This window comes from Paenibacillus sp. DMB5 (assembly GCF_001517085.1).
GTDB lineage: Bacteria > Bacillota > Bacilli > Paenibacillales > Paenibacillaceae > Paenibacillus_AQ.
The window spans coordinates 346,702-371,921 of the sequence record NZ_LRAC01000124.1 but is presented as its reverse complement, the minus strand read 5'-3'; the positions used below and the strand labels follow the sequence as shown (position 1 = coordinate 371,921).

Below are 25,220 nucleotides of genomic sequence, written 5' to 3'. Positions count from 1 at the left end.
GTTCATTCAGCACACTCAGCCAGAACTTGGAGGACTCATTCTCCCCAATCCACATACCCAGCACGTCTTTGTTTCCGTCCAGATCAATGCCAATGACCATGTAGGCGGCCTTGTTGATAATGGCCCCGTCCTGCTTCACTTTGAAGTGGATCGCATCCAGATAGACAACGGCGTAAACGCCTTGCAGAGGCCGATTCTGCCACTCTTTAATGAGAGGTACGATCTTGTTCGTGACATTAGAAATAAGTGTAGGAGAGACCTCAATGCCATACATTTGTCCCAGATGATCCTGGATTTCCCGGGTGCTAATTCCTTTGGCGTATAAGGCGATGATTTGCTCTTCGATGCCGGTTACATTGGATTGATGCTTCTTGACGACCAAGGGCTCAAACTCACCCAGCCGGTCCCGAGGAATGGTGATTTCCTGTTCGCCGTACTCACTGACTACCGTTTTACGGCTCTTCCCATTCCGACTGTTTGGAGTGAGCTTTGCCTTCACCTCATGTTTTCCATAGCCCAAATGGGTATCCATTTCGGCTTCCAGCATCTCCTGAATCGTCTCTGCAAACAGGTCTTTCAAGGCATTTTGTGCATCTTGTGCAGTGACAAGATTGTTCTCCTTAATGAACTCCCGAAGTTGCTGTTTTGACCAAAGTCCCATGTGTTCTCCCCAACCTTTCTCTTACTTTCATTTTAATGGGTTTGAGAGTTTACACAATATATTTTACAGACTCAAGTTGAGCGATCAGGAGCATGGCCAGCTGCTGCAGCCCTACACACCTGGTTGCTTCCAAACAAGCCGACGGACGAACTGTGCCGGCTCGGTATTACAGCTACAATAGTTCCACGCTGCTGGTTTGTTCTAGTCGTTCCACTGCCGGCTCCACAGATTTGGCCCGATCTGCATATCGGCGGCGACGGCAGCAACAGCGTGAAGAAGCTGCAGCTAGTCCTCAAGCTTGTACTGGTACACTGACAAGACCAGGTTTAGGCACATTTGGCACATCAATGACGGCGGCGCGTCAGGGACGTCGCCGGAAGCTACATTGGATTGATGCTTCTTGACGACCAAGGGCTCAAAATCATCCAGCCGGTCCCGAGGAATGAAGATTTCCTGTTCGCTGTACTCACTGACTACCGTTTTACGGCTCTTTCCATTTCGACTTTTGGAGTGAGCTTTGCCTTCACCTCATGTTTTCATAGCCCTAATGGATATCCATTTCCGCTTCCAGCATCTCCTGAATCGTCTCTGCAAACAGGTCTTTCAAGGCAATTTGTGCATCTTGTGCACTGACAAGATTGTTCTCCTTAATGAACTCCCGAAGTTGCTGTTGTGACCAAAGTCTCATGTGCTCTCCCCAACCTTTCTCTTACTTCCATTTTAATGGGTTTGAGAGTTTACACAATATATTACAGACTCATGACGTTAGAGCAATGGGCAGTCATCCGGGACTGTCTGGAGGGTATTCCTTATGAGATTAATCCGACACATGAGGATACTATGGGCATAGGGGAGTTTGAAAACGCCTATCTTCGCTTTATCATTTGGCATCTATTTTTGGTGAGTGTTGCTATGTTTCATTGTTTTTACTACGTATCAAATAGTTAAACTAAGTTTGATTTAGTATAATGATCTCAGTTGGAGTTTATAAGATTAGGAGGAATATTTTTATGCATTCTAAATTACTAGTTGATGCAACTGATCTAGTCCAATGGGCAGATAGACGTGACTCACAATCCGTACTTCCTCAGCTTATTCGAAGTTTAATACTCTCAAGTAGTGATCACATTGAAAAAATTAGCTTTGCTGCAGGTGAAGGAGTGAGTCTTGGCGGATGGGATGGTATTACTATTGCCGAGGAAAGCAGTAGTTTTATACCAAAAGGAACAACAGTGTGGGAAATGGGGGTAAACAGAACTGTCAAAGGGAAAGCTGATGACGATTACGAGAAACGAAGCAAAAACCCTTTATTTATGATTCCTGAAGAAACCTCATATGTTTTTATCACACCTAGGCGGTGGAGAGATAAAGATAAATGGACTGAAGAAAGGCAAAAAGAAGGGATTTGGAAGGAAGTTCGTGTTTATGATGCCGATGATCTTGAAACGTGGTTAAGCCAAAATCCTACAGTTCATGTTTGGTTGTCTATACTATTAGGTAAGCACCCGCAAAACTGTACTGATCTAGGTAGTTATTGGACAGATTGGTCGGAGGAAACCCAACCTGCTATCTCTTCAGAAATGGTATTAGCAGGGCGTGAAAATATCAAAGCAGAAATATATCAATGGCTGAAAAATTCAAATTCTCCACTAAGGCTACAAGCAGAAACACGTGATGAAGCTATAGCTTTATTTGCTGCCGCTATTAGTCTGCTTCCCTCAACAGAAAAGGATTTTTTCTATCAAAAGCAATAGTGGTAAATAATTCAGAAGCGTGGACTTATCTATCATCATCGCAAAATAACCTTATACTAATTCCTGCTTTTGATTCAGAAGGTTTAAGCCGTGCAATTAGGAATGGCCATCACATCATGATACCTTTGGGGGGTTCCGATAGTTCATCGTCAAGCGCTTTGAAGATCCCACGCCTTTCCCGTAATAAAGTGACAGAAATCCTAATTGAAATTGGAATAGATGAAAACTACTCGCGTGAACTCGGACTTTTAGCCCGAAGAGGACTTACTACATTTCGTCGACAGGCTGGTCTTAGTCCAGAAATAAGGCAGCCTCTATGGGCACGGCCAAGTGAAGCACGATCTCTTATTCCATTATTAATTGCAGGTGCTTGGAATGAAACAAAAGAAGGTGATAAAGAAGCTCTCATTGAATTAGCAGATAGTTCTTACGATGATCTTACTGAATCGCTAGTAAGATGGGCAAACGAATCTGACCCTCCTGTCCGTCGTATAGGAGACGCATGGTACATAATTTCAAAAGAAGATGCATGGTCACTCTTGATTCGTTACGTTACCCCAACAGATATAGAAAAATTTAGATCAGTAGCTCTTAAAGTTCTTACTACAATTGATCCTAAATTTGATCTGCCTAACGAGAAGCAGTGGATGGCAGGGGCAATTGGTCATTCATCTAATTATTCAGGACTTTTCATAAAAAATATAGCTGATACACTAGCGTTTATGGGATCTAAGGAGGATTCTTTTCATCCTACCTTATCGTTGAGGACTCATGCCTCTACTATTATTTATGAGTTATTTAATAGTTCAAAAGGAAGTTGGCAAGTGTGGTCTACATTATCCTCTGTCCTCCCACTTCTTGCAGAGGCAGCGCCAACACAGTTTCTGCAAGCACTTGAAGACGAAATATTAAATGAGGAGGCAATTTTAAAGCTTTTTAACGATCAAAAAGATGCAATGTTTAGTTCTTCTCCTCATACTGGGCTACTTTGGGCACTTGAGACACTCGCTTGGAATCCAGAATACCTTGGTAGAGCTTCAATATTACTAGCTAGGCTAAGTAAGTTGGACCCTGGTGGAAAGTTAACGAATAGACCTAATAATAGTCTTCGTGAAATATTTTTGACGTGGAATCCGCAAACTTCTGCTTCTGTTGACCAACGTCTTCAAATCCTTGAAGTACTTTTAAAAAGGGAACCGAATATTACTTGGGATTTGTTATGTAGGTTATTACCACAGTTCCATGGCGTAGGACACAATACATCTAAGCCAAAATGGAGGGACTGGGCTCCAGATCATAAGAGAAACGTTTTAGTAGCAGAGTATGACAAAATAACCCATGAGATTGTGAAGCTCTTATTAACGGAAGTAGGAGACTCAGGCGAACGTTGGGATGAAATCATTAAAGCTTTACCAATGTTATCTTTAGAGGACTTTGATGTTGTTTTAAATGAACTTAATAGACTAAGCGCTATAGACATTGGGTCAGAAGATAAGGCGCTGATTTGGAACGCACTCAGAAAAGAAATATCGAGGCATCGCTCTTTCCCTGATGCAGATTGGGCTCTTCCTGAAAAAATAGTAGATAGTATAGAAGAAGTTTTTCATAAATTTGAACCGCAAGAACCAGCCCCCCGTTATAGTTGGCTCTTTAGTAATCGGCCTGAATTACCAGAAGGGCGTGAAGTGGATTGGGAAGAGCGTGGAAAAAAACTTCACGAAGTAAGGGCAAATGCACTAAATAATATATATGAAAGATTTGGTATTGAGGAAGTAATTGATCTCATCACAAATGTCGAACATCCATTTCAGTTGGGTTCAACGCTTGGAGAAATCCGATTGATAGAAATGGAAGAGGATAGGTTTCTTCTGAATTACTTGGACTCACCTGATAAGAAACTCGCACAATTCGCTCGTGGATATATTTTAGGTAGTGTTAAAACTCTTGGAAATGACTGGGCAGTAAGGAAGCTTGAAGTTTCCAAAGAATGGGAGGCAAATAAAAAAGCAGAAATATTAATATGTTTACCTTCTAATGAAACTACCTGGAGTTTGGTACAGCAATCAGGAAATGAGGTTGAGAAAAGATACTGGTCATTAAGTTCCCCGTATTCTATAAATGATAAAGGGTTAGTTAAAGCGGTTCACAAGTATTTACAATATACTTTGCCCTATTCCGCAATTGAATTATTAGCATTACACATAAAAATTGCCAAACCCGCTCAAATAGTGGAGACCTTGAGAAAAACACTTGATGTATCACTAAAAGACAATTTGCCCTCTAATTCATTTTCCCACCATATTTCTGAGTTATTTCAGAAATTGGAGGATTCTAATGATATTGAAGAAGGGGAAATAGCATCTTTGGAATGGGCATACCTCCCTATCCTAGATCGATACGGCCATGCTCCTAAACTTCTTCATCGTGAATTAGCACGTAACCCTAACTTTTTTGCAGAAGTAATATCTTTTGTTTATAACGCAGAGAATGAGGAATCGAAAGAAGCTACCTACGAGGAACGTCAGCGTGCATCTCAAGGTTATGACCTTTTGAAATCATGGCGCACTGTACCAGGTTTTAAGGAAGATAACAGTGTTGACAGGCAGGAGTTACTTGATTGGGTTAGCAACTCTTTACAATTCACTCTTGATTTGGGGAGAAGTACAGTTGGGGCTCAGTATGTTGGTGAAGTCTTAAGTGCATCAATTGTTGGGGACGATGGTGCATGGCCACATGAAGCCGTTCGAGATGTTATAGAGCAGTTTAGCAACACAAACCTCGAAAAAGGATTTACTCTAGGTATCTATAACAGTAGGGGAGTTGTAAGTAGAAGTACAACTGAGGGAGGGGCACAGGAGAAGAAGCTTGCCGATAGATATAATGGTTACGCAAATATCTCTAGTGCACGTTGGCCGCGTACAACTGCACTACTCCGTTCTATCGCTGACAAATACAACAGGGAGGCTCAACAGGAGGATATAAGGGCTGAACTAAGAGAAGATTTAGATCACTATTGATTTAACAGGTCTAAGGCAGACTTGAATCTAAAGAGGGTGCAAATAAAAGCGTGCTCCCCAGGAATCAATGGATTTAAGAACTAAATGAGGCGGGTGAGGTTAGAGCTGAGCAAGGTACAAACCCGGTCCATTTTCGTATAGACAGAGCTGTCCGGGAAAGTGAATGTCTTGTCCTATAAATCAATCAAATGATTCAAGGACTGGTCGGAACAACCGAGAACAGTGGCCTAAGAGAATCAGCGGTTCCTCCCCCAGACGCCCTCGGTAAGAAAATGGCCCAGTGTGGTACGTGTTGAAAGAAAATAAAGTATTAGACTCGGCGCCACGATCGGCAATCGTCTACGCCGTCCAGCTGCTTCGCATGCTTCAGCTCCCGCTCCTGGTTCTCCGAAAGCGCCGGGCGCCGTGATCGGCAACCAGCTACGTCGGCCAGCGACAGCGCGTGCTTCTGTCTAATACTTTATTTTCTTCTTCGATTCCTTTTGGGCACTTTCTTTGTGCCTCAGTCTACTACTTATTTATTATTACCTGACGATTTTCATTACAGATGGCTTGGTAGAAGCAACAACTCTGGTCAAATACCTTATTTTCTTCAAACAAAAGAACACACCACCAACTCCCCACAATTTTTTTGAATCATCGTTATTCAAGGGTTCGAATCAAAGAGTTTCCCTGGTGGGAATTGGACATACCAGATGATGATTTAACTTTATATCAGTATCTAGTAACAGCGGCATTAAGAGGATTCGAACGTGCCGCTATTCAATATTACAGACCTCTGTATAACAGGATTCAAAGATCTGATCAGAAGAATACGTAATTGATGGCTTGGACCACTACTATCATGGGAGAAGTATCGTATGCGCGCGGGATGGCCGACTGATGTAGCATCACTTATCTGGTAGCTACCCGGACATTAACAGTGACAGCGTAGCCCGCTGGTAATGCAATTGGCACCTACTTTCTTCCATACAATACATGTGCCGTGTACGCCAACTGAACTTCGCCAGCACAGATTGCTTTGTCCAGGGAATAACTAGTACTCTTCAGGTTTTTAACTCAAAATTTTGTAACTATAATTGCTGTTAATCATTGTCCCACTTTGTTGAAGCACGTATATTTGCAACTCTTATTGTTAAGATGGAAGGGGGACTTGATATGAATGAAAAACAAAGATGGATTGTCAACAGTAAATCAGACAACCTTTTTAAGGGCTTCTTGGCGATACTGAACAGTTGTTAGGTAGTCCAATGTATTGATGTTGTCCGGTTGAGGTAACGAAGGAAGCAATAGCTCATTAGAGTGCCTTTACCTGCCTGTTATCGCTTTCATAGCCTTAACCTATAGGGCAATTCTCCATGTGACGAAAGTGATCTCTTCGGGATCGTTTTCCTCAAACTGATGGAACAGATTAAGCAATATTGTACAAGCGACGAGTACGACATACTGTCGGCGGTTGCAAAACGATTTATTGAAGCAATCAATAAACAAGACCCTTCTTGGGATAACGCTATCTGGTGGAAGTAAATTCTTGGGTGCTATTTGATCGAATTCTTTTTTTATTTGATAAAAAGGAGAATGTAGTACATTTTAACCTGCCGGCGCCCCCCGGAGGCTGTTCACCGATAGGTTTGGAAGGACTCTGTTCTAACTATGAATCAACGTTTTAGTTGAAATTCGAGCAATGACAGGGGACTTCATATACGACAAAATATGTGGAGTGAGATCTAGATGAACGTTGACAGTCATCAACTACCGCCGATCGAGGATGAAAAAGTCTTTGAAAATTTGCTCAAAGATATAATGCGGGTACGTTTAAAAAACCCGGATGGGGTGCTACTGAACGGCACCCGTGGACAGGCGCAGAATTCGATTGATGTGTTTGGCCGTGATAAGGATACATTGGAATGGGTTGGTGTTCAGTGTAAGGTGAAAGAGTTTGGAAAGAAACTGACCATTCAAGACGTTACAAAAGAAGTAGCTGGTACAGCAGGATTTAATCCAGCCATCAGCACCTATATCATTGCCACTACTGCGAAACGAGATACCCAATTGCAGCAGGCTGCTGCAGTGCTTTCGACCAATCAAATGCAGGTGATCGTTTGGTCGTGGGAAGACATAGCTGATATTTTAAAGGAAAATGACTTTAGGCATGTGCTGATGAAGTATTACCGTCGTTTTTTTGTGGATGCCAAGTTGATGGGTAACACCATCGGAAAGGTCATTACCTTGCAGGTTGGGACGGATGGTATGTATATTAGCGGTTACCATTTATTCATCGGGAAGACTACCAATCACGATCCGCATTTCAAAAATATTTATATAATCAATGACATGTTCTCGAAAACTATGGACAATTTTTCGATACCGGCTTTTGAAAGCGATATTGAATATGCCATTCGAAATCGGCATGATCGTAAAATTATCGTTCGATGGATTAACAGTCTGAACATTGAAGATGACGTTATTTATGGGAATGAACGAGAATTCTACTATACAATTCCAAGCCAGACACTCTTATCCGATTTTGCTCTAGATGAAGATCCATCAGAGGATAGCGAAGAAACAGATTAATTTTTGCGGCCCAAAAAGAGTACTCAGAACGCCGCTGGGTTATTAAATAAACCGACAAGTTGAATGTGAGTTTTTTCTATTTCTATGTCCAAGTCAGGCGTTTATTCAGGCAACAGAAAAATAGAAATTTTAGAGGATTTAGCTTTAGGAGGGCAGGACAGCGTACAGCGGCGCAGGTATGATATGCAGAGTAGCATTGAAGGAGCTCTTCCGGAGCCGCATGCCTGCGCTCAGTCCGGCGTCTTATGATGGTTAGCCTGACTGCGCCGGGCGGATATCTTGTCGTTAGCACTGAAATAAGCCTACTTAATATTTGCGTTTCATGGGCCTGCAGGAGCTTTTCCAGATACGGTTTCTGCGGTGGAACTGATCCTTAACCGACAGTGGACACCCTATGTCAGAGTTACTTCTGTCAACAAAGGCTATGGTTCTGTCCTATTAAAACCCGTACCTAGCGCGGGTTTTCTTTTTTAAGGGATCAAGTTCTTGTGCTTTTCGCAGGATAAGAACTTGATCCCTTATTTGCCGAAAAAGGTCAAGAACATGGTACTATTGCCGATTAGATTATCATCTAAAACTAAGCCAAACGTATAGATGAGCTGATCAAAGTTGTTATTAAGCTAGGTTAGAAGTCGAATTTCTGTAGAGGAGAGATACTTTTCAGTCACTGAGTAATTGAAAAGAAGCGGATTCATATGAATAGAGTATTGCCGGGAGTCCAAATTTTCCGCATCGCCCCGAATTAAATTAATATAGCTGTTGATCTCAAGCTAGCCCCAAACAGTCCGTCGATTGTAGAGATTGAAAAAGAAGTCACTTATTATCACCAACATAAAAAGTTTAGTATACCTATTTATGTTGATAAAATAAAGTCTGGTTATCGTTTACGCAAAGGGTATTTACAATATTCGGCAGCTAAAAAATTATCAATAAATGAAATAGAGACATTAAAGTTCACTTCTGAGATGAAAGTCACTTGGGATGATTTTTAGAAAGACTATTATTATAGGCGGGGAAAAAATTTATATTTTTTTATGTATGGCAACGATTATTAGAATAATAAATGAGGGATTACAGTGAACGCTTCGTTTTATATTGATGAAAGCGGAAATACCGGAACTAATTGGGACGACAAAACTCAACCATACTTTGTGTATGGAGGTTGGCTTGTACCAGATGATAGAAAAGAAGAGGCTGTAAATTATTTGAATGGCATTCTTGCTTCAATACAGGGTTCAGAACTAAAGGCGAAAAGTTTTCTGAAAGGCAAAAGTGGAACGTACCGTTTCTATAATCTTTTTAAGAAGTTAGTGATCGAATTCGGATTCCTCCCGTTTTTTGGTGTAACAGATAAAAAGTTTATGATAGCAGCAAAGATAGTGGAAACTTTTTTTGATTGTGACTACAATCCCAATGTAAATGATTATTTAAGCCGTCCTGTAGAACTTAAAAAAGCTCTTGCAGTATGCATATTTCAAGATGAGCAAGTCATGCAGAATTTCTCAACTTTAATTAAAAACGGTACTGTTACAATAGATTTAATGAAAAAGATCAATGAGCAACTTATTCAGATTTTTCAGGATCAAAATCAAGAAAAAGTTGCTGATACATTAAAAAGCTTATCCGATGAAAATTTATCAAAGATGATTAAAGAATTTGAAGTTTTAACAAGCAACGGTACTAGAATGAGGCATATTGCTCTTACAGGCACAATGTTGATAGAACTACTGAAAAATATTGAATTCTATTCAGCTATGCAAAAATCATATGTGTCTGTATATCATGATAATTTAAGAAATTATGATGATGTTTTCAATGATTTGAGATCAAAATTTTTGCACAAAGCCGTTCCGTCAATCTTTGGAACCGATAGTAAACCTTTTTTATCAAATTTTCCACATATAGATTCATTGATGTTACTGAATTCTAAAGACGAAATACTCATTCAGGCAGCTGATTTGCTCTGTGGATTTGTTTCAAAAACTTTTCAAGAAATTGCTACAAAAAAGAGAATTGATGATAATTCTATAATTGTTTTTCAGTTCTTGGCACATCTATATGATATGTTCAATGACGTGGGAATAAAATTATGGAACCTATATGGAGAATATCAGTTTCTAACAGATTTTTTATCAGCAATATTCCAAAATGCTGAATTTTCAAGTGAGGATCATTTAAGCATTATCGATGCAGAGTTCCCTTTAGCTTTGAATAAATAATAAATTTTCAAAAGGAATAAGTATAATAATTTTCACGATTTGTTTACTTTGACAACAGCGGGAGTCTAAGAGTTAATTATCAAATCTTGAACTTCCGCTGCTTTTATTAAATATCATACTAAACATGGACCTCTCTGGTTGAACGGGAAAATATAGAACATGATTTGTAATACTTGTTTTCCTCCACAATTTGTTAAGACTGTATAAGAGAACTTTCAACGGTCAGCCGCCCGCCGGATCGCAGGGCTATTGTAGCCTAAACGGGTGGACCGGTATCAATGGAGAATAGCCGGGCGCAGTGGGCGCGGGGAAACTGGGAAAGGCGGTATAACAAGAGGGTGTTACCTAGAGTATAATAAAAGACAGCTATCCATCAAACTATTATCGGCGTGAAGTTACGAATACATCGACGAATCAAGAACCAATTGATTTATGTTCAAATTTAATAAAGGAAAAAGAAATTCCTAAGAGATGTATTTGGTCATCGAGAAATGTAAATTTTAACATTTGAAGATTTCATTTCAGTCCATGGAACGGATTGGGGCTTTTCCGAGGAAGTATACAAACAGCAACTGAGCAAATAGTGTTGTTTTAAAAAGCGATGAGCAAGAAAAGATACACTAATTTGGTTTCATTCTATTTATATAAAGGGGGAGAGTGACCGTGATTGACTTTATTGAGAGTTTAAAACAAAAGATTGAAATAAAAAAAGCAATCTATTTCGTATTTTCAATGGGGATGGCATACTATGAAGTTCCCCAGAAGCGCGAATATCTTGATGATATTGGCTATAGAGATCTCATTCAACCAGCATTTGATGAAATTCATAAATTAATGGAGCAAAATAACATATTAAGAAAAGATGTTGCTAAATATTTATGGAATATTGATCCATATCTTGCTTATTTACTGGACGAGACAAGCATAGAAACTGAGCTGGTTATACTAAGTTTTTTAAATAAGACACTTGATATCTACGAAATTTTCACCGTTCCTCTTGAAACACTTCCAGATGACGCAGATTCAAAATACGGAGTCGTGCTGCTTAATGATAAAAGTTCTGCCAATCATCAAGGTGTTTTTCATGGAAAGCAATTTTTTTATTACAGTCCGTTATATGGGGCGAGAAGGGACGCAGCAGCACCACCACCACTCATTATGCTTCTAACTGAGCAAATGACAAACAATAATACCGTTTCATTGAGGCTAGACCAGACAATAGCTTTACAAAAGGAACACTACAAACCATTCACGCGCTTCTTTTTTGAGGTGTATCAAGGGAGAGAAATCAACTTAGACAACATCCAGTTCCCTATCCATTCTGGAACCAGTGAATTCTTTTGCGTATATAGTCCGGAAACTATGAAAAAAGTTCAATTCAGAATTTCCCATCGAAAGGACTCGGAACGATGGATTGAAGTCGAAGAGCTTTGGGACATTCATGGAAGAGAAGAAAATCAATTGTTTGTAACGAGGTATCTCCATTCTATATTCAATCCATTAACTAATAAATTTGTCCATATAGATGGGTCATTTAATTTTTATAACAACGAAAAATATAAAGTACGGGTAAATCAGCAAATAAATGCCCATGCAAATTTGCATGTTAAGCAATGGCTCGTCGAAGGCGAAATTAGCGTATTAGATTGGGCAAAGATGATACTACACTTTTTTGATGATCCCGACCTTATTCTTGATGCTTTCAAAGGCAATCTTATTGAAGAGGTATTTAGCGAATAGGCGTGAATAAATGTGCACTATGGACTAATCCAATAGTATTAACTCATGGGCATGATGAGAAATACTTTAAGTTCTGTATCTGTTCCAATAGTATACAAAGGACGGGGTATTATGAAAGAGAAGCAACTCAGTAATCCTTTTTCTACCGGTAATGGAGGGGGACATTTTGAAGCACATGTTCAAGCTTCTTTTGTTGCTTTGATGCTAACTGGAGGAGTCATGCCTTGCTTACCTCATTGGCCAATAACAGAAATAAAATTGCAAGGTAGAATCGATGGATTTAATACAGATGACTTAATTGTCATTGTTCAAAATCCAGATCATAGGGAGAAGCGGAAATTACTCGGACAGATTAAGCATAGAATAAACATAACTAAAGAAAACACTGTGTTTTCAGAAGTGATCCGAGCAGCATGGCTTGATTTTAATAACCCTAAAATCTTTACAAAAGGTAAAGATACTATTGCTTTGATCTGTGGACCACTTAATGCAACGGATTTTCATAGTATTCAATGGCTGTTAAATCAAGCTAAATGCACTAAAAATATTGATGAATTTGAGAGACAAGTAACTAGAACAAATTTCAGCCCACCAAAAAGTGAAGAGAAATTAAAGGTATTCAAGCATCATCTAAAGTTAGCGAATAATGATCAGGAAGTTTCGGAGATTGATTTGTATGCTTTTTTAAATCATTTTTATGTATTGGGCTATGATCTTGGGAACGAAGAAGGCGTTGTACTATCCTTACTCCATTCACATATTTCTCAGTACCAAAAAGCGAACCCACAATTTATTTGGGCGCGTATTGTTGATTATGTTCAAACTTGGAACCAGAATGCAGGAACAATTACTCTTGCTAGAATACCAGAAGATTTAAAAGATGTTTTTAAAGAACCAAGTCTTACCTACATACCAGCAGACTTGATAATATCACCTGAGGAATCGAATATTGACTGGAGCAAAAATACTTACGCACGTGTTATTGCACTAGTAAATTTAATTGGAGCTTGGGAAGAAAAGAATGAAGCAGATATTGATATTATAAATTTATTATTTAATAACAACTACGCTGATTTTATAATAAAAGCCAGAGAATTACTTCAAATAAAAGATAGTCCGCTTTCACTGAAAAATGGTCTTTGGAAAATTTCTGATTCTGATCGAGTCTCATTATGGGATACACTCGGATCACATATCTATGATAGTGATCTTGATACCTTTACTCAAATAATTGTAACAGTATTAACGGAGAAAAATCCTGCGTTTGAACTGCCTCCGGAAAATAGATTTGCAGCAAATATATACGGGAAAGTTTTTACTTATTCTTCTATCTTGAGAAGAAACTTAGCAGATAGTTTGGCGCTTCTCGGGAATAGAAGTGATTCATTAATTAACTGCTCTTATGATAAGGCTAATGTAACAGCAATCTTATCTATTCGTGGAATATTCCATGAATATTTGAAGTGGGAACTTTGGGGGAGTTTAAATAACTTACTACCGATTTTGGCAGAAGCTGTTCCTGAAGAGTTTTTGTATTCAGTAGAGAATGCATTGCTTGCTAATCCTTGTCCGCTGGCAGAGCTTTTTTTACAAGAGAGTCAAGGTATAACTGGAAACAATTATTTGACTGGCTTGTTGTGGGCATTAGAAGCGTTAGCTTGGGATGAAAAATATTTAATAAGAGTTTGTGCTATCCTTGGCGAATTAGCTACCTTTGATCCTGGCGGTAATTCAGGAAACCGGCCTGATAACTCACTATCGACAATTTTATTACCATGGTTTCCTCAAACAACTGCTCCAATTGAGAAGCGAAAAGCAGCTGTACGATTACTATCTAATGAATGTCCAGATGTTGCATGGCAACTAGTTATTGAACTACTTCCAGATCAACAGACAACTTCAGGAGGGACTTACAAGCCCAAATGGCGAAAAATTATCCCGGAAGAATGGAAAAATGACGTTACCCAAATTGAATATTGGGAGCAAGTTTCGTTTTATGCCGAGATGCTTATTTCGATGGCAGGATTAGATACAACGAAACTAATAGTAGCTATTGAACTTTTAAACAATCTTCCCAGAAGTGCGTTTGATCAGCTGCTTAATGTACTTTCTTCAGAGGAAATTCTAGCGCTTTCGGAAGATGAAAGATTTCCTTTATGGGATAAGCTTCTAATTTTTATAAATAAGCATCGTTCCTTTGTTGATGCAGAGTGGTCATTAAAAGATGACCTACTTTCATTAATTGAAGTAGTTGCATCAAAACTCGCCCCAGTTCATCCGCTTAAGCTTTATCGGCATTTGTTTGCTGAAAATGATTATGATCTTTTCGATGATAGAGATGATTGGGATGAGCAAATCGGAAAGTTGGATAAAAAACGAAAAGAAGTAATTAAAGAAATCCTTGATTTGTATGGAGTAGATAAAATAATGCAGTTTGTTAAAGAAGTACAATCACCCATAAAGGTAGGAGAGGCTTTGGGGAGTTTTGATGAAGCAAAAGTAGAAGCAAAATTATTCCCTCAATATTTAGATTCCGATGATGATGTATATATTAGCTTTGTTAGAGGTTACATCTGGCGCCGCCAATTTACTTACGGATGGGCTTGGGTGGATGTCATTGATAAAGACAGTTGGAGTACTAAGCAAATCGCGAAATTTTTAAGCTTTTTGCCTTTTACAAATGAGGTATGGGTTCGAGCATCACAGTGGTTAAAAAACTCAGAAGTTGAATATTGGACAAATGTTGATTTCAATCCATACGTTGTAAGAGGAGATTTAGAATTTGCTATAGAAAAGCTATTAGATTATGGAAGACCGTATGCCGCTATTAACTGTTTGCATACAATACTTCATCAGCAGAAAACGCTGAATCTCAATCAATGTGTAACTGCTCTAATGTCAGCTCTTTCTTCCTCTGAAGCATCCTATCTAATGAATTCTTCTAATATCGTAGAATTAATTAAAGTACTTCAGAATTCATCTGAAATTCCGCAGGCTGATCTATTTAATCTGGAGTGGGCGTACTTAAAGCTTTTAGACAGATATAATAGAGGGAAACCTAAAACGCTTGAGTTTACACTTGCCAGTGACCCTGATTTTTTCTGTGAAATTATTGGGTTGGTTTATCGCTCTAATAAAAGCAATATTGTACTTGATTTAACTGAGCAGAAAAAAGCAATTGTTGATAATGCATGGCACTTACTTCGAAATTGGAGTGTGGTTCCAGGTACACAAAAGAACGGAAGTTTTGATGGTGCATTATTCTCTGATTGGCTTCAGCGAGTTAAAGAATTGAGTACAGAGTCTGGCCATCTAGAAATAGCACTTGTTAAAGTAGGTGAAGTGCTGAATTATGCTCCTTCAGACCCTGATGGTTTATGGATAAATCATATTGTAGCAAAAGAATTGAATCATAGGGAAGTGCAAGATATGAGGAGTGGATATAGCTCGGGAGCTTTTAATTCACGTGGTGCACATTGGGTAGATCCTACGGCAAAACCTGAATTAGAGCTTTCTATGCAGTACAAGCAAAAGGCTGAGGATGTTGAGAATTCAGGCTACCAACGTTTCGCAGTAACCCTTAGACAATTATCAGCAACATATGAGAATGAGGCACAACGTATTATTCAAGAAAATGGAATAATTAATTATGAATAGAACTCGCTACAAAAATTGATGATTTCATTATAATTGAGCTCTGTAATTTATTTTTACTTGGCCTACACAAACACAATTAAATATTTGATTGTGTAGGCCATATTAATTATTATTTCTCTACAACTTCTATTAGGTGAAGAGAGAATGTATAAGCTTCAATTGAAGAGCTTCTATCTTTATGTTATCTAAAAATTTCTTCCATTCGATAAGTCAATCTCTGTGCACTAGACCAGCCTGCTTTAACAAATATATCGAGTACCTCTATTAACGATTGAAGACAATCAGGATTGTCACGGAAGACTATACGATATTCTGCCATATACCGCTCTATGAGTCTGACAAGCAGGTCCGCTCCCATCGACTCTAATTGATACTCTCCACTTTGGCCAACTCGAATTGTTCGCACGATACGCATGAAAATTACAACTGGATCCACTGGTACTAAAAACTCTAGCGTTTGAAGCAAGTGATGAGTGACCCCAGGAATAGAGAAATCAGCCAATTCATCAAGTACTTTATCTGCTTCAGTAAAGAAAACCTTTACCCTCTCAAAATCAAAGGAATTAGAAACTGAGCCATCTTCGCCATTTTTTTTATCGTGAGCACCTGAGGAAAAGTAAACTGCCATATTAGCGGCATCAACGATTTCAATAATATCAGAGTGTTTTTGCTGAAGTTCTTTAGACAACACATCATCTTTTGGTGCTTGTTCTACTAAGCTCTGCCACTCAACCTTAACTTCTTGCAGAATTTGCAATAGGATATCCCAGCTTCTTTTCCGTATGGAGGCATATTCTGTTTTTGTATACTGCTGTTCCTTAAAACCGCTAATGAATGCATCTCGTAGTTGAACCACAAAATATCGGCTTTCATTGGTGTTTGTTAAAGGGTTTAGAATGAGATTTTGGATCTTCACTCTAGCATCGGAATGATTATAAAAAATATATAATCGCTCAAAAATATCTATACATGAGTGGCGAAGGCGATTACCCGGAGCGGTTCGATCATAAATTATCCCTGCAAGTGCATTAATCTTATCAGGATATCTTGCTGTCAATCGAGTAAGCACACCTTGAACAAGGCCATGGAGAACTCCGCGATTCGTTTCCTCATTTACTACACGATCAATTAACCCCCACATAAAGGAGTTAGCAGTACTGTAGAGATTTAATAGCCGAATTGTCACTTGATAACGCACAGCTGGCACTGGATCAATTATGAGTTCCTCCATAATGGCTAACAAACCAGGTGTCGCAAGAGACTGGAAGCGGGCAAGTTCTGTCAAAGCTTCAGCAGCATCAATACGTGCAGCCGGCTTACCCCAGCTAGGAGTTTCATCAAACTGATCGTCATGTGAACTGCTCATAGGCTCCGGATTTTGTGAGGCTGCTAGTAAAACAGAGAGAAGGAATTTCCCCATCTCCTCATCATAATTTACATTTTCATATTTGGTAGCTCTAGCACAAGCTTCAGCCAGATACCCCCAAGCGTGGTTTAGTTGTTTAGGATGCACCCCATCAGTTTCAGCAGTTGAGAGGGCTTCTTTAAGTCCTCGTAAATTGGGCATTATTAGCTCAACAGCTTCTAATGTGGGGCGAGAGTTGCGATGCTCTTCACAAAATAAATGGACTGGCAGCTCCAATTCTTGAATTCGAACATTTGCAGCTTCATCTACTGGAACTCCTTCATCAGCTAAGTAATCTCTTGAACTATACTCACTTGATTCCCATATAGGAAAATCGGGCTTTTCTGTATCGGCCTTTTCAAATACGTTGAGTTCCGAAATACGCTCTCTGGTATCAGAAGTGCAGACATGCTCAAGCGGTAGTTTCATTAAAAGACGGTCGCGAATACGTTCTCCTTGAAGTGTTTTTCCATTTTCAAAAGTAGAAGGGATTGAATGGATAATGAATTCGATCTTTTCTCGATCTTCAAGAGACAAGTAACTGTATATAGCTCCCAAGTAATCTCCCACTACATAACTTGTATCTCGACATTTTAATACAGGCAGTGTCCAACCTAAGAAGCGGATCTCAAGGCCAAGAGTTGAGGGTGATTGTGTTCCACAAATGAGCAATCGTCTCCATAAAGCTGCCATACGGTTATGTTTAATAAAGATGATTACTATCTGCTGTAAGAACCCTATCTTACTCAGATCTTTGCTCAAACCTGTTAAATAAGCTTGAAAAACGTCAAGCATATTGTAAATTTCATCTCCGGGAGAATGGATCCCGGTATCCCAAATATAGCTATTATCCGCATATATAATTGCATTGATTCCATTTACAAGGAAATTATATTGTAGTTCGTCCACACTAAGATAGATTTGCTTTGTTAAAACATGGTTTTCAACAATTATAATTAGTGCGGTGATTGCCTCTATGGGGGCTATTTCAATAAAATGCGTAAAATCCTCCGCAAGTTGGTACAATCCACTTTCGTAGTCTTGTCTACGGTTCGATCTCAAAGAAAGAATTTTACTTCCACCAAGGGTGGTAGTGTCGTTACTATCTTCAATATAGCTGAAAGCAGAAATATATAGTTCCTTTACAAAGGCAGGGTCATAATTCATGATATTTTTGACATTGTACGCCAACCAAGGTATTTCCAAAAATCCATAATTACTAAGTCGTTCCTTTTGAAGTACTCGCTTCAATAGACTGCTAGACTCAATTATATTACTCTGATAGGTCTGACACACCCAGGGAATTGCAAGTGTTACCAATCTTTCCAAACTGCTTTCTCGTGACCAGACATAATCCAAATAATTTCTTGATGCAGCACCAACGTGATCCAATTGTTTTGTTGTTAGATTCGTTAAATGTCTACACAATAAAGAAAGTTGAATACGAATAATATATTCATTTTTGTCAGAGAGCTGTTTACTTAAATACTCAACCAATTCTGCCCAGGGTGATGCTGTTTTACCAGTTAGACGTTGTGCAAATTCCGCAGATTCCATTGCAAACAATGCTCCTATGGTATGACGCAATGCTTCCTCTCCAATGGTTTTCGTAGCCATGCTTTCAATTCCTTGAATCACTGGCAACACATCAGACATGCTCGCACTAAATTTTGCAGCTGTAACAGGACCAATTAATTTAGCAATTTCGGGAATATTAACATTCTCTATAAAACGGAAAACTAAATTCCAAAAATGCGAACGCGAGTGATCTTGAGACCAAACATGCTGAAAGTGCATATCGAAACTCGGGCGAATAATCAAGACGAGGTTCGGATCAGAAGCCAACATTTGTGTAACATCAACTTGGCTACGTATTAACAATCGTTCCACCGCATAATCAAATAAAACATGATGTGCAAACGTTAAATTTGAAGAATCCGGAGAAAATGTAGGTGAAGGTTGCCATTCTATCAACACATGTTTGCTAAGTATTTGATCAAGCTCGCGAGTTGACTCTGAAGTAGCTGCAAAACCTCGCGGAACGCGAAGTGTACGGTGTTTCACCATATAGGAAACTGCATTTCGAAGAATATCTTCCCTAGCATCACGACGACCATCATGAGGCTGTATTATCCGTTCTTCCCAATATCGATCTAGTAATTCCAGTTGTGTCCTGATAGGAGTGAGGTGCACAATTGATGTACCTTCACCAATTAGCTCACCCATGAGACGTAAATTAAACGGTACGTGTAACAATTGCTTCATTGTTTCGTCGGCTGCCTCAATTAGAGTTTGCAACAACAGAGATTGCTGAGAAACGATACTTAATTCTTCATCTGAAAATTCAGGAATTTGCACGTGACATGTATTATTCAGTTCAAAATCACAATACTCCTTAATGGGCGGTTGTCCAGAAAATACATTGCGTATTTCACGGTTATGCCGCAGATCAAACTTGCGAATAGAAGTGACTACATTCCATCTGTCGTTTCTTCGAACTACTCTAGATAATAAAGTCGTAAGTAAATGCACAGTCTGATCTGAACGTGCAGCATCGAGCGCATCAATTATTAGAAATGCAGGTTTATCTCCATTCCAATTTGTAAGCACTTCTTCTAGTTCATGATTTATTCCAAGTTGTTCCTTGAGTTCGGAATGCGTATTAGCAGTTATGTGATCTACTGCAAGGAATACAGTATCTCTACCTTCTTCTATTAATGCGTTGACCAGGTCGTATAGTACGCCTGACTTACCGGTCCCAGGTTCACCAACCACTACAATTGATTGCTCTTCAATTTGATCTCGAATTTCATGAACACATCTTCGGATAACCTTTATCTCACTTTTACCAACGCGCAGTATCGACAACTCACTTATATCTGTTAGTGTGGCTTTAGTTTGCTTCGAGAGAACTTCGATATCCTTACGATACTCTTGAACAATTGGAGGACCTTTCAAACACTCTTGTAAAAGCATCTTTGCAGCAGTGTATACCTGTGAATTTCGATTGACTGGTTTTGCTATGGATAGATGATCTTCATCAAGGGGGACAGGATTCGCCCCTACGCCAGGATGGGAGGAAGAGGGGTTAACAATTAAAAGAGCATCTTTTACACGCCGAGACTCATAATAAGTTCGCGTTTTGATTGATTCATCTACGTGGTTACGATACCATTCGAAAAGATCACGTAAATGTGCATTATGCGCTTTTAAATCTTCGATAGCCAATGTAGGGAACGCAAGGCGAAATTTTGCTACTAATGTAGCGAGATCTGCACCATGGTGAGGTGTTGCAAGAAAAAGCACAGCACGAGTACTTTCAAATATTAACCGTTCCGGAGAGTCATCTCCTGCATCAGATGCCATTCTAAGAATCTGCTTAGTGAGAAGACCGCCTAAACTATGACATACGAACATTATTGGCCTTGGTCCAAGATTATGCTGTACCATTAAATCCAATACTTGTTGTGAGCGATCTGGAAGTGCCATAGCATATCCAGAGTCACGTTTACTTTTGGGAAACCATTTACGAAAACGAGGCCATTTCGAAATAGAAGCTGCATAACCAAGAGACCATACTCCAACTTCAGGGAAATCTTGGCCAATCCAACTAGGCCAGTAGTATTCAGAATTGTTTCCATGGCGCCAAGTATCAATCGCGTCACCACCAAGTCCATGGACGAATATGATATCTGCTTGGCGTTCTTCATTCTCACAGCCAGATATTGAGTGTAAGTGACTCAGAAAAACTACCTCCAAAAGTTAATATGTCTATCTGACAATTATTTGAACATGCATTAATTTTACTATACTTTACATTGGAATAATATGCTTAATACGACACTTCTTGCTCTGCCCGGGGGGAACACTCTGTGGCTGCAATGCATTCTGAGGGTTATGCTTAGCGTCCGACTGTCATAGACTATTCAACCTCGGTGATTAAGCTTATCTGACAATCTGAGAGAGCAATGTGCCATCATCAGGAGAAGCGACAAATAGTAAAGCGGCCTTTACAAAACGATTTTTTGTAGTTCTCTCATTAAATGATTTGGAAAAAAGGATTTTAATTCTGCGTGTGGAATCTTTCATCAAACAGTAAAGATGAATAATTCCCCAAAAGAGAGGAAGAGGAATGTGAAAACAATAGCCACAATAAGAATGCTGGAAAAAGAAGGTGCTCAAATGAAGATCACCTTATCTAGCTTATCTCAGTACTCGTTTAAGCTTCCGGATGATGCTGAGGCGAAATTCAATTTGTTTTATACCGCAGATGAAGCGAGTAATATATCAATCGAATTAAGCCTCAAAACCACAAAATTTCCCCTTTCCACAGACCTAGAAGCTTTTGCAACAGAACTGTATTTCAAGCATATTGCGGCAGAGTTTACGGTGGAAAATATGAAAAAAATTACGAGAATCTGCGTTAGGGACTCGAAATGACAATACTTGATTATACACCGGTATGGCCGGAAACTGCTGTATTCTGGGGTGCAGGGGCTACTGCTTCTATAGGGATGCGGACCACGCAGAAACTTAGTGAATCTTTTTACCTGCTTGCACAAAAAGATGTTACTTTAACCGACCGGGTGAAGAAATCTATCGGATATGATGATAAACCAGTATGGCTGGAGGCCGTAGTCGATCTGTTAAATATACTGGGTGATCCAGATACAAGTACAGAGGCAATAGAGTCCATCCGTCGACAATTTCCGTTATTGAATGAGGATCAGCAGCGAACCCGGCTTGAGGAATTAAGGAGTACATACGATTGGAATACACTGTACCGCATTATTCAGATCTGCCCAGGCAATACGAAAGAAGAGTTTCAACTTCAGGATCTTTTCAATATTCTTGACATGCATATTTTGAACCGGCAGGGGTTCTATGTTCCGGATGAAGTGGATGCTTCTTTTATTCCGTTCAACCGAATGATTGGTGCCCGTAATTCCTTGAAAATGCTGACGATTCTTATGCATACCTTGGACTTTCAATTTGCTATTACCGAAAAAAGGGACCTGATTAAGAAATACGAGTCTTTTGCCGAAGTACTTTATCAGTTAATGATAGAAGAAGGATTTGATTTCTACAAGGACGTACCGGATAAACTACAAGAGCGATCCTTCTATTTATTCAGCCATTCGATTATATCGATGAACTGGGATCCGATTCTGCTGTGGTTGTTATTCAATGTACACAATAATCATAACAATGGAGCCTCACCTCCGGTTATAGGGGTGCCACCTATGCCCCTTAAGCTATTTCATGATATGGGCCATTTTATGGGCGTTCGCAAAATTGATGGCAACACCCCACAGGTCTGGTATCCGTTCAATGAAACTGTTGTACAAAGAATGAACGATCCGGACCACATAACTTCCAGAAGAGTACGTGTAGGGAAATATTATTTTCCTCATGGTTGCTCGGGTTGGCGGGAGTGCCCCAATTGTGGGAAGCTGACAATGTATATGGGCGGTGAATGGGGACTGGATACGGCAACTCTGTTTCCTCCATTACCGCTGCCTTCTCTCAGCTTCGGGTATGAAGTAAAATCACTTCAAGAGAAGAACGCGCAGGATAATGGAAGAAGTGATGCAATTCAGTGTACCTTCTGTGGGACCATAACTGAGGCTCAACATGTTCCGCTTGTTATGCAAAGCAATTTTAAAGGCGAGCATCCCTCTTTCGTTGAAGAAATACAGCGGGACATGAGAGTTTCTCTGGAGAGAACACAGCATGTGGTCCTAATGGGGTATTCATTGCCGAGCGATGATGTCATCTATCGAAGCTTGCTGTCAGCCAGAAAGAACAGAGGGAAAGGGATATTCTGTTCTGCTGTTGGAAAAAGTGCTATTCCGACCGATGGATGGATTGGCAAAGATCAAATAGATAGCTTCCTAGATAAATTAAGAAAGGATGCACCGCAGGACCCGTTTATACGCACAATCACTTCTGTTATTGAAATATTTGGAAAAGAAAATGCGCGGTTTTGCGGGGATGGGATTCCGGGTGTGTTTTTGGAGAACACAGGTGGATCAGCATCGATGCATAAAGTAAAGGAACTCCTATATCCAAGCCCAATATTTCCAGGTTACCGGGTATTAAGAGTTTAATGTAACAGTGGAGTATTTGTGTATTAACGGCAGACTGTCAAGCAAACGGCACAGGGCTATTCCCCGTGCCGTTTTAGATTTATGGTAGTACACCTCAGCCAGAGAACTCTTTTCATTTCATCCCAACTTTTCCTCACTCTTCTGAGTAGTTTCTCTTGGTTTTGATTTACTTTTACTCATTTTAACACTCTTCTGAAGTGCCTCCAACAAGTCGATTACAACCTCAGCTTCTTGTGCTGGTTTAGAGATAATTTGCTGACCAGCAATCTTAGACTGAATGGCTGCTAAAAGTCTTTCTTGCTCAGGACTGGAGAGAGAGGCCACATCAGACTTTCCTGACATCCCTTTCACAATCTGCAAAGCTAACTTCAATTGGCTCTCCTCAACAATATTACTGCTTAGTAAATTGGGGACATTAGTTATTGAACGAATCTCATTTGCATAATGCATGGTGGCCAGTTGAATGCAATTCCCATTAAGAGGCTTCATTACGCATAGCTTAGTGTTAGATCGGAGCGTAAGTTTACCTATAGCAAATCGTTTGGATGTTTCTAGAGCCTTTAGGAACAGGTAATAGGCATTACTCCCATGAGTATCCGGACCAAGGAAATAAGCCTTCTGGGTAAACATCAGGTCAATTTGATCTTCTTTAATAAAATCAATGATGTTGATCCTCTTGCTGGACTCTTCTTGTATCTTATCCAATTCTTCTTTCTCGAAAGTAACATATTGATTGGTATCAATTGGATAACCCTTAATAATTGCCTCCTGTTCTACGGAAGTCCCACAAGAGGGGCAAAACCTTTGGTTTTTAATTGATCCATGGCAATTACGATGAAGCAATTGCAAAGCGATGTCTTTTTCCTCGGTGGCTGCATAGAGTTTGACGGGCACATGTACAAGCCCAAAACTGACTGCGCCTTTCCATATGGTATGCATAGAAAATCCCTCCTAATATTATTAGGAATTCATTCCCATATTTAAAGACAAATAAACCGCAACCATGGTGTGGACTGCGGTTGAAATACTATTTTTCAAAAAACTCATCTAAAAATAGTTGAACCTTTCGTAAATCACTTTTCTTTAATCCCATCAAGATATCGACCAATTGGTTTAACATGATATCTTTTTCATTTAGCACAGATTTTTGATGTCTTGTATAAGAGAACAGTTCAATTATAGGAACCTCTAAAGCATCAGCAATTTTAATCAAATTGGTTAAGGTAATATTTTTCTCAGCTCTTTCGACACCGCCTATGTATGAAAAATGAAAGCCGGCTTTTTCACCCAACTGTTCTTGTGACAGACCTTTAGATTTCCGGATGTCTCGGACACGCTGACCTATTTTTTTCATTACGGAAGTTTCCATTGTTACACCTCTTGATGTAAGTGTAAACAATGGGGAAGAAGCGATACATTCATGTATATAAGTCATTTATACCAAATGATATGTTTACGTATTATTGACTTGATATTTGGTAATAGTAGTTAGTGAGGTGATAGAGATGCAAATAGTAGGAAGTCTGGAGGCAGGTGTTGCAGAGATAACCGCCAATGGGATTAACTTTAATGGTTTATACTACACAAATGCTAAAATAATTCAGCTTGGCTGGTTTGAAAGGGCCGTCATAAAAGGGGAGTGGAAGATACCCATTTTATTTGACCCTATCAATGTTTCGGAAATATATATATTACATCCATATCAAGTCATAAATGCTTCTGCAATTAGTTTGAGTGCTCAAAAGATTGACCCAGAGATCGAAAAGAAATACTTTGAAACCGTCCAGTCTCTGAAGAGCAGGCTGCAACTCTACAGGAAAGAATAGTAAGCACTAAGTTAAGGCAATAAGTCATGTATCGAAATTTTTAGAGCATCAGCGATTCGATATAAGTAATGAATTTTTACATGTTGCCGGCCAGCCTCGATGTTAGTAATGGTTGGTCTGGAGAGACGAATGATTAGCGATAAAGCTTCTTGAGTTAATCCAAGTTGCTCTCTGTTAGTACGTATTAGATTTCCAATTTCTCTATAACAGGATGTTCTATACATAAAAAAAACTCCTCTCATAATCTATTAACTCTA

Annotated in this window: 14 protein-coding genes and 1 pseudogene; 9 read left to right on the top strand and 6 right to left on the bottom strand. The window is 39.4% G+C overall.

What is annotated here, in order from left to right; genetic code table 11:
- The 3 genes and pseudogenes from AWJ19_RS16455 to AWJ19_RS36710 form a co-directional block, all read right to left on the bottom strand.
- A partial coding sequence (locus AWJ19_RS16455; RefSeq protein ID WP_128083623.1) for an IS256 family transposase occupies positions 1–661 on the bottom strand: 661 nt, incomplete at its 3' end.
- Between the two features lie 285 nt (positions 662–946).
- Positions 947–1,120: pseudogene (locus AWJ19_RS36715) on the bottom strand (hypothetical protein); the annotation flags it as partial.
- An 85-nt stretch (positions 1,121–1,205) separates the two neighbouring features.
- The gene (locus AWJ19_RS36710; RefSeq protein ID WP_068725282.1) at positions 1,206–1,349 is read right to left on the bottom strand and encodes a transposase; all 144 of its coding nucleotides are present in this window, start codon (positions 1,347–1,349) and stop codon (positions 1,206–1,208) included.
- A 322-nt stretch (positions 1,350–1,671) separates the two neighbouring features.
- Between AWJ19_RS36710 and AWJ19_RS16440 the strand changes: the two genes are divergently transcribed.
- From AWJ19_RS16440 to AWJ19_RS16415, 6 genes are all read left to right on the top strand, one after another.
- On the top strand, positions 1,672–2,415 hold the full coding sequence (locus tag AWJ19_RS16440; protein WP_068725280.1) for a hypothetical protein: 744 nt from the start codon (positions 1,672–1,674) through the stop codon (positions 2,413–2,415).
- 116 nt (positions 2,416–2,531) lie between these two features.
- Positions 2,532–5,432, top strand: a complete 2,901-nt coding sequence (locus AWJ19_RS16435) for a hypothetical protein (protein WP_068725278.1) — start codon at positions 2,532–2,534, stop codon at positions 5,430–5,432.
- 1,731 nt (positions 5,433–7,163) lie between these two features.
- Positions 7,164–8,006: a hypothetical protein gene (locus AWJ19_RS16430; RefSeq protein ID WP_068725276.1), complete on the top strand. Its 843-nt coding sequence runs from the start codon at positions 7,164–7,166 to the stop codon at positions 8,004–8,006.
- Between the two features lie 1,076 nt (positions 8,007–9,082).
- Positions 9,083–10,225: a DUF3800 domain-containing protein gene (locus tag AWJ19_RS16425; protein ID WP_068725275.1), complete on the top strand. Its 1,143-nt coding sequence runs from the start codon at positions 9,083–9,085 to the stop codon at positions 10,223–10,225.
- A gap of 663 nt (positions 10,226–10,888) precedes the next feature.
- Positions 10,889–11,965, top strand: coding sequence for a hypothetical protein (locus tag AWJ19_RS16420; RefSeq protein ID WP_068725273.1), 1,077 nt, complete (start codon positions 10,889–10,891; stop codon positions 11,963–11,965).
- Between the two features lie 111 nt (positions 11,966–12,076).
- Positions 12,077–15,622: a hypothetical protein gene (locus AWJ19_RS16415; protein ID WP_068725271.1), complete on the top strand. Its 3,546-nt coding sequence runs from the start codon at positions 12,077–12,079 to the stop codon at positions 15,620–15,622.
- 181 nt (positions 15,623–15,803) lie between these two features.
- Here the strand turns inward: AWJ19_RS16415 and AWJ19_RS16410 are convergent, their stop codons facing one another.
- Positions 15,804–20,786, bottom strand: coding sequence for an ATP-binding protein (locus AWJ19_RS16410; RefSeq protein ID WP_128083622.1), 4,983 nt, complete (start codon positions 20,784–20,786; stop codon positions 15,804–15,806).
- 375 nt (positions 20,787–21,161) lie between these two features.
- On the opposite strand from AWJ19_RS16410, the gene AWJ19_RS16400 reads away from it, so the two are divergent.
- Both AWJ19_RS16400 and AWJ19_RS16395 read left to right on the top strand, forming a co-directional pair.
- Positions 21,162–21,467, top strand: a complete 306-nt coding sequence (locus tag AWJ19_RS16400) for a hypothetical protein (RefSeq protein WP_068725266.1) — start codon at positions 21,162–21,164, stop codon at positions 21,465–21,467.
- The gene (locus AWJ19_RS16395; RefSeq protein WP_068725263.1) at positions 21,464–23,137 is read left to right on the top strand and encodes a hypothetical protein; all 1,674 of its coding nucleotides are present in this window, start codon (positions 21,464–21,466) and stop codon (positions 23,135–23,137) included. The genes AWJ19_RS16400 and AWJ19_RS16395 overlap by 4 nt, the downstream gene beginning before the upstream one ends.
- Before the next feature lie 117 nt (positions 23,138–23,254).
- Here the strand turns inward: AWJ19_RS16395 and AWJ19_RS16390 are convergent, their stop codons facing one another.
- Together AWJ19_RS16390 and AWJ19_RS16385 are read right to left on the bottom strand one after the other, a co-directional pair.
- On the bottom strand, positions 23,255–24,076 hold the full coding sequence (locus tag AWJ19_RS16390) for a Ku protein (protein ID WP_068725262.1): 822 nt from the start codon (positions 24,074–24,076) through the stop codon (positions 23,255–23,257).
- 88 nt (positions 24,077–24,164) lie between these two features.
- Complete coding sequence (locus AWJ19_RS16385) at positions 24,165–24,506, bottom strand: helix-turn-helix transcriptional regulator (RefSeq protein ID WP_060864348.1); 342 nt, start codon at positions 24,504–24,506, stop codon at positions 24,165–24,167.
- A 136-nt stretch (positions 24,507–24,642) separates the two neighbouring features.
- On the opposite strand from AWJ19_RS16385, the gene AWJ19_RS16380 reads away from it, so the two are divergent.
- A complete protein-coding gene (locus AWJ19_RS16380) occupies positions 24,643–24,963 on the top strand; it encodes a Mu transposase C-terminal domain-containing protein (protein ID WP_068725260.1) in 321 nt (106 codons plus the stop codon).
- The last annotated feature ends 257 nt before the right edge of the window (positions 24,964–25,220 follow it).

Excerpts from the sequence above, each read along its gene's own strand:
- AWJ19_RS36710 (WP_068725282.1), bottom strand. The coding sequence starts at position 1,349 with ATGAGACTTTGGTCACAACAGCAACTTCGGGAGTTCATTAAGGAGAAC.
- AWJ19_RS16440 (WP_068725280.1), top strand. The coding sequence starts at position 1,672 with ATGCATTCTAAATTACTAGTTGATGCAACTGATCTAGTCCAATGGGCA.
- AWJ19_RS16435 (WP_068725278.1), top strand. The coding sequence starts at position 2,532 with ATGATACCTTTGGGGGGTTCCGATAGTTCATCGTCAAGCGCTTTGAAG.
- AWJ19_RS16430 (WP_068725276.1), top strand. The coding sequence starts at position 7,164 with ATGAACGTTGACAGTCATCAACTACCGCCGATCGAGGATGAAAAAGTC.
- AWJ19_RS16415 (WP_068725271.1), top strand. The coding sequence starts at position 12,077 with ATGAAAGAGAAGCAACTCAGTAATCCTTTTTCTACCGGTAATGGAGGG.
- AWJ19_RS16395 (WP_068725263.1), top strand. The coding sequence starts at position 21,464 with ATGACAATACTTGATTATACACCGGTATGGCCGGAAACTGCTGTATTC.
- AWJ19_RS16390 (WP_068725262.1), bottom strand. The coding sequence starts at position 24,076 with ATGCATACCATATGGAAAGGCGCAGTCAGTTTTGGGCTTGTACATGTG.
- AWJ19_RS16385 (WP_060864348.1), bottom strand. The coding sequence starts at position 24,506 with ATGGAAACTTCCGTAATGAAAAAAATAGGTCAGCGTGTCCGAGACATC.
- AWJ19_RS16380 (WP_068725260.1), top strand. The coding sequence starts at position 24,643 with ATGCAAATAGTAGGAAGTCTGGAGGCAGGTGTTGCAGAGATAACCGCC.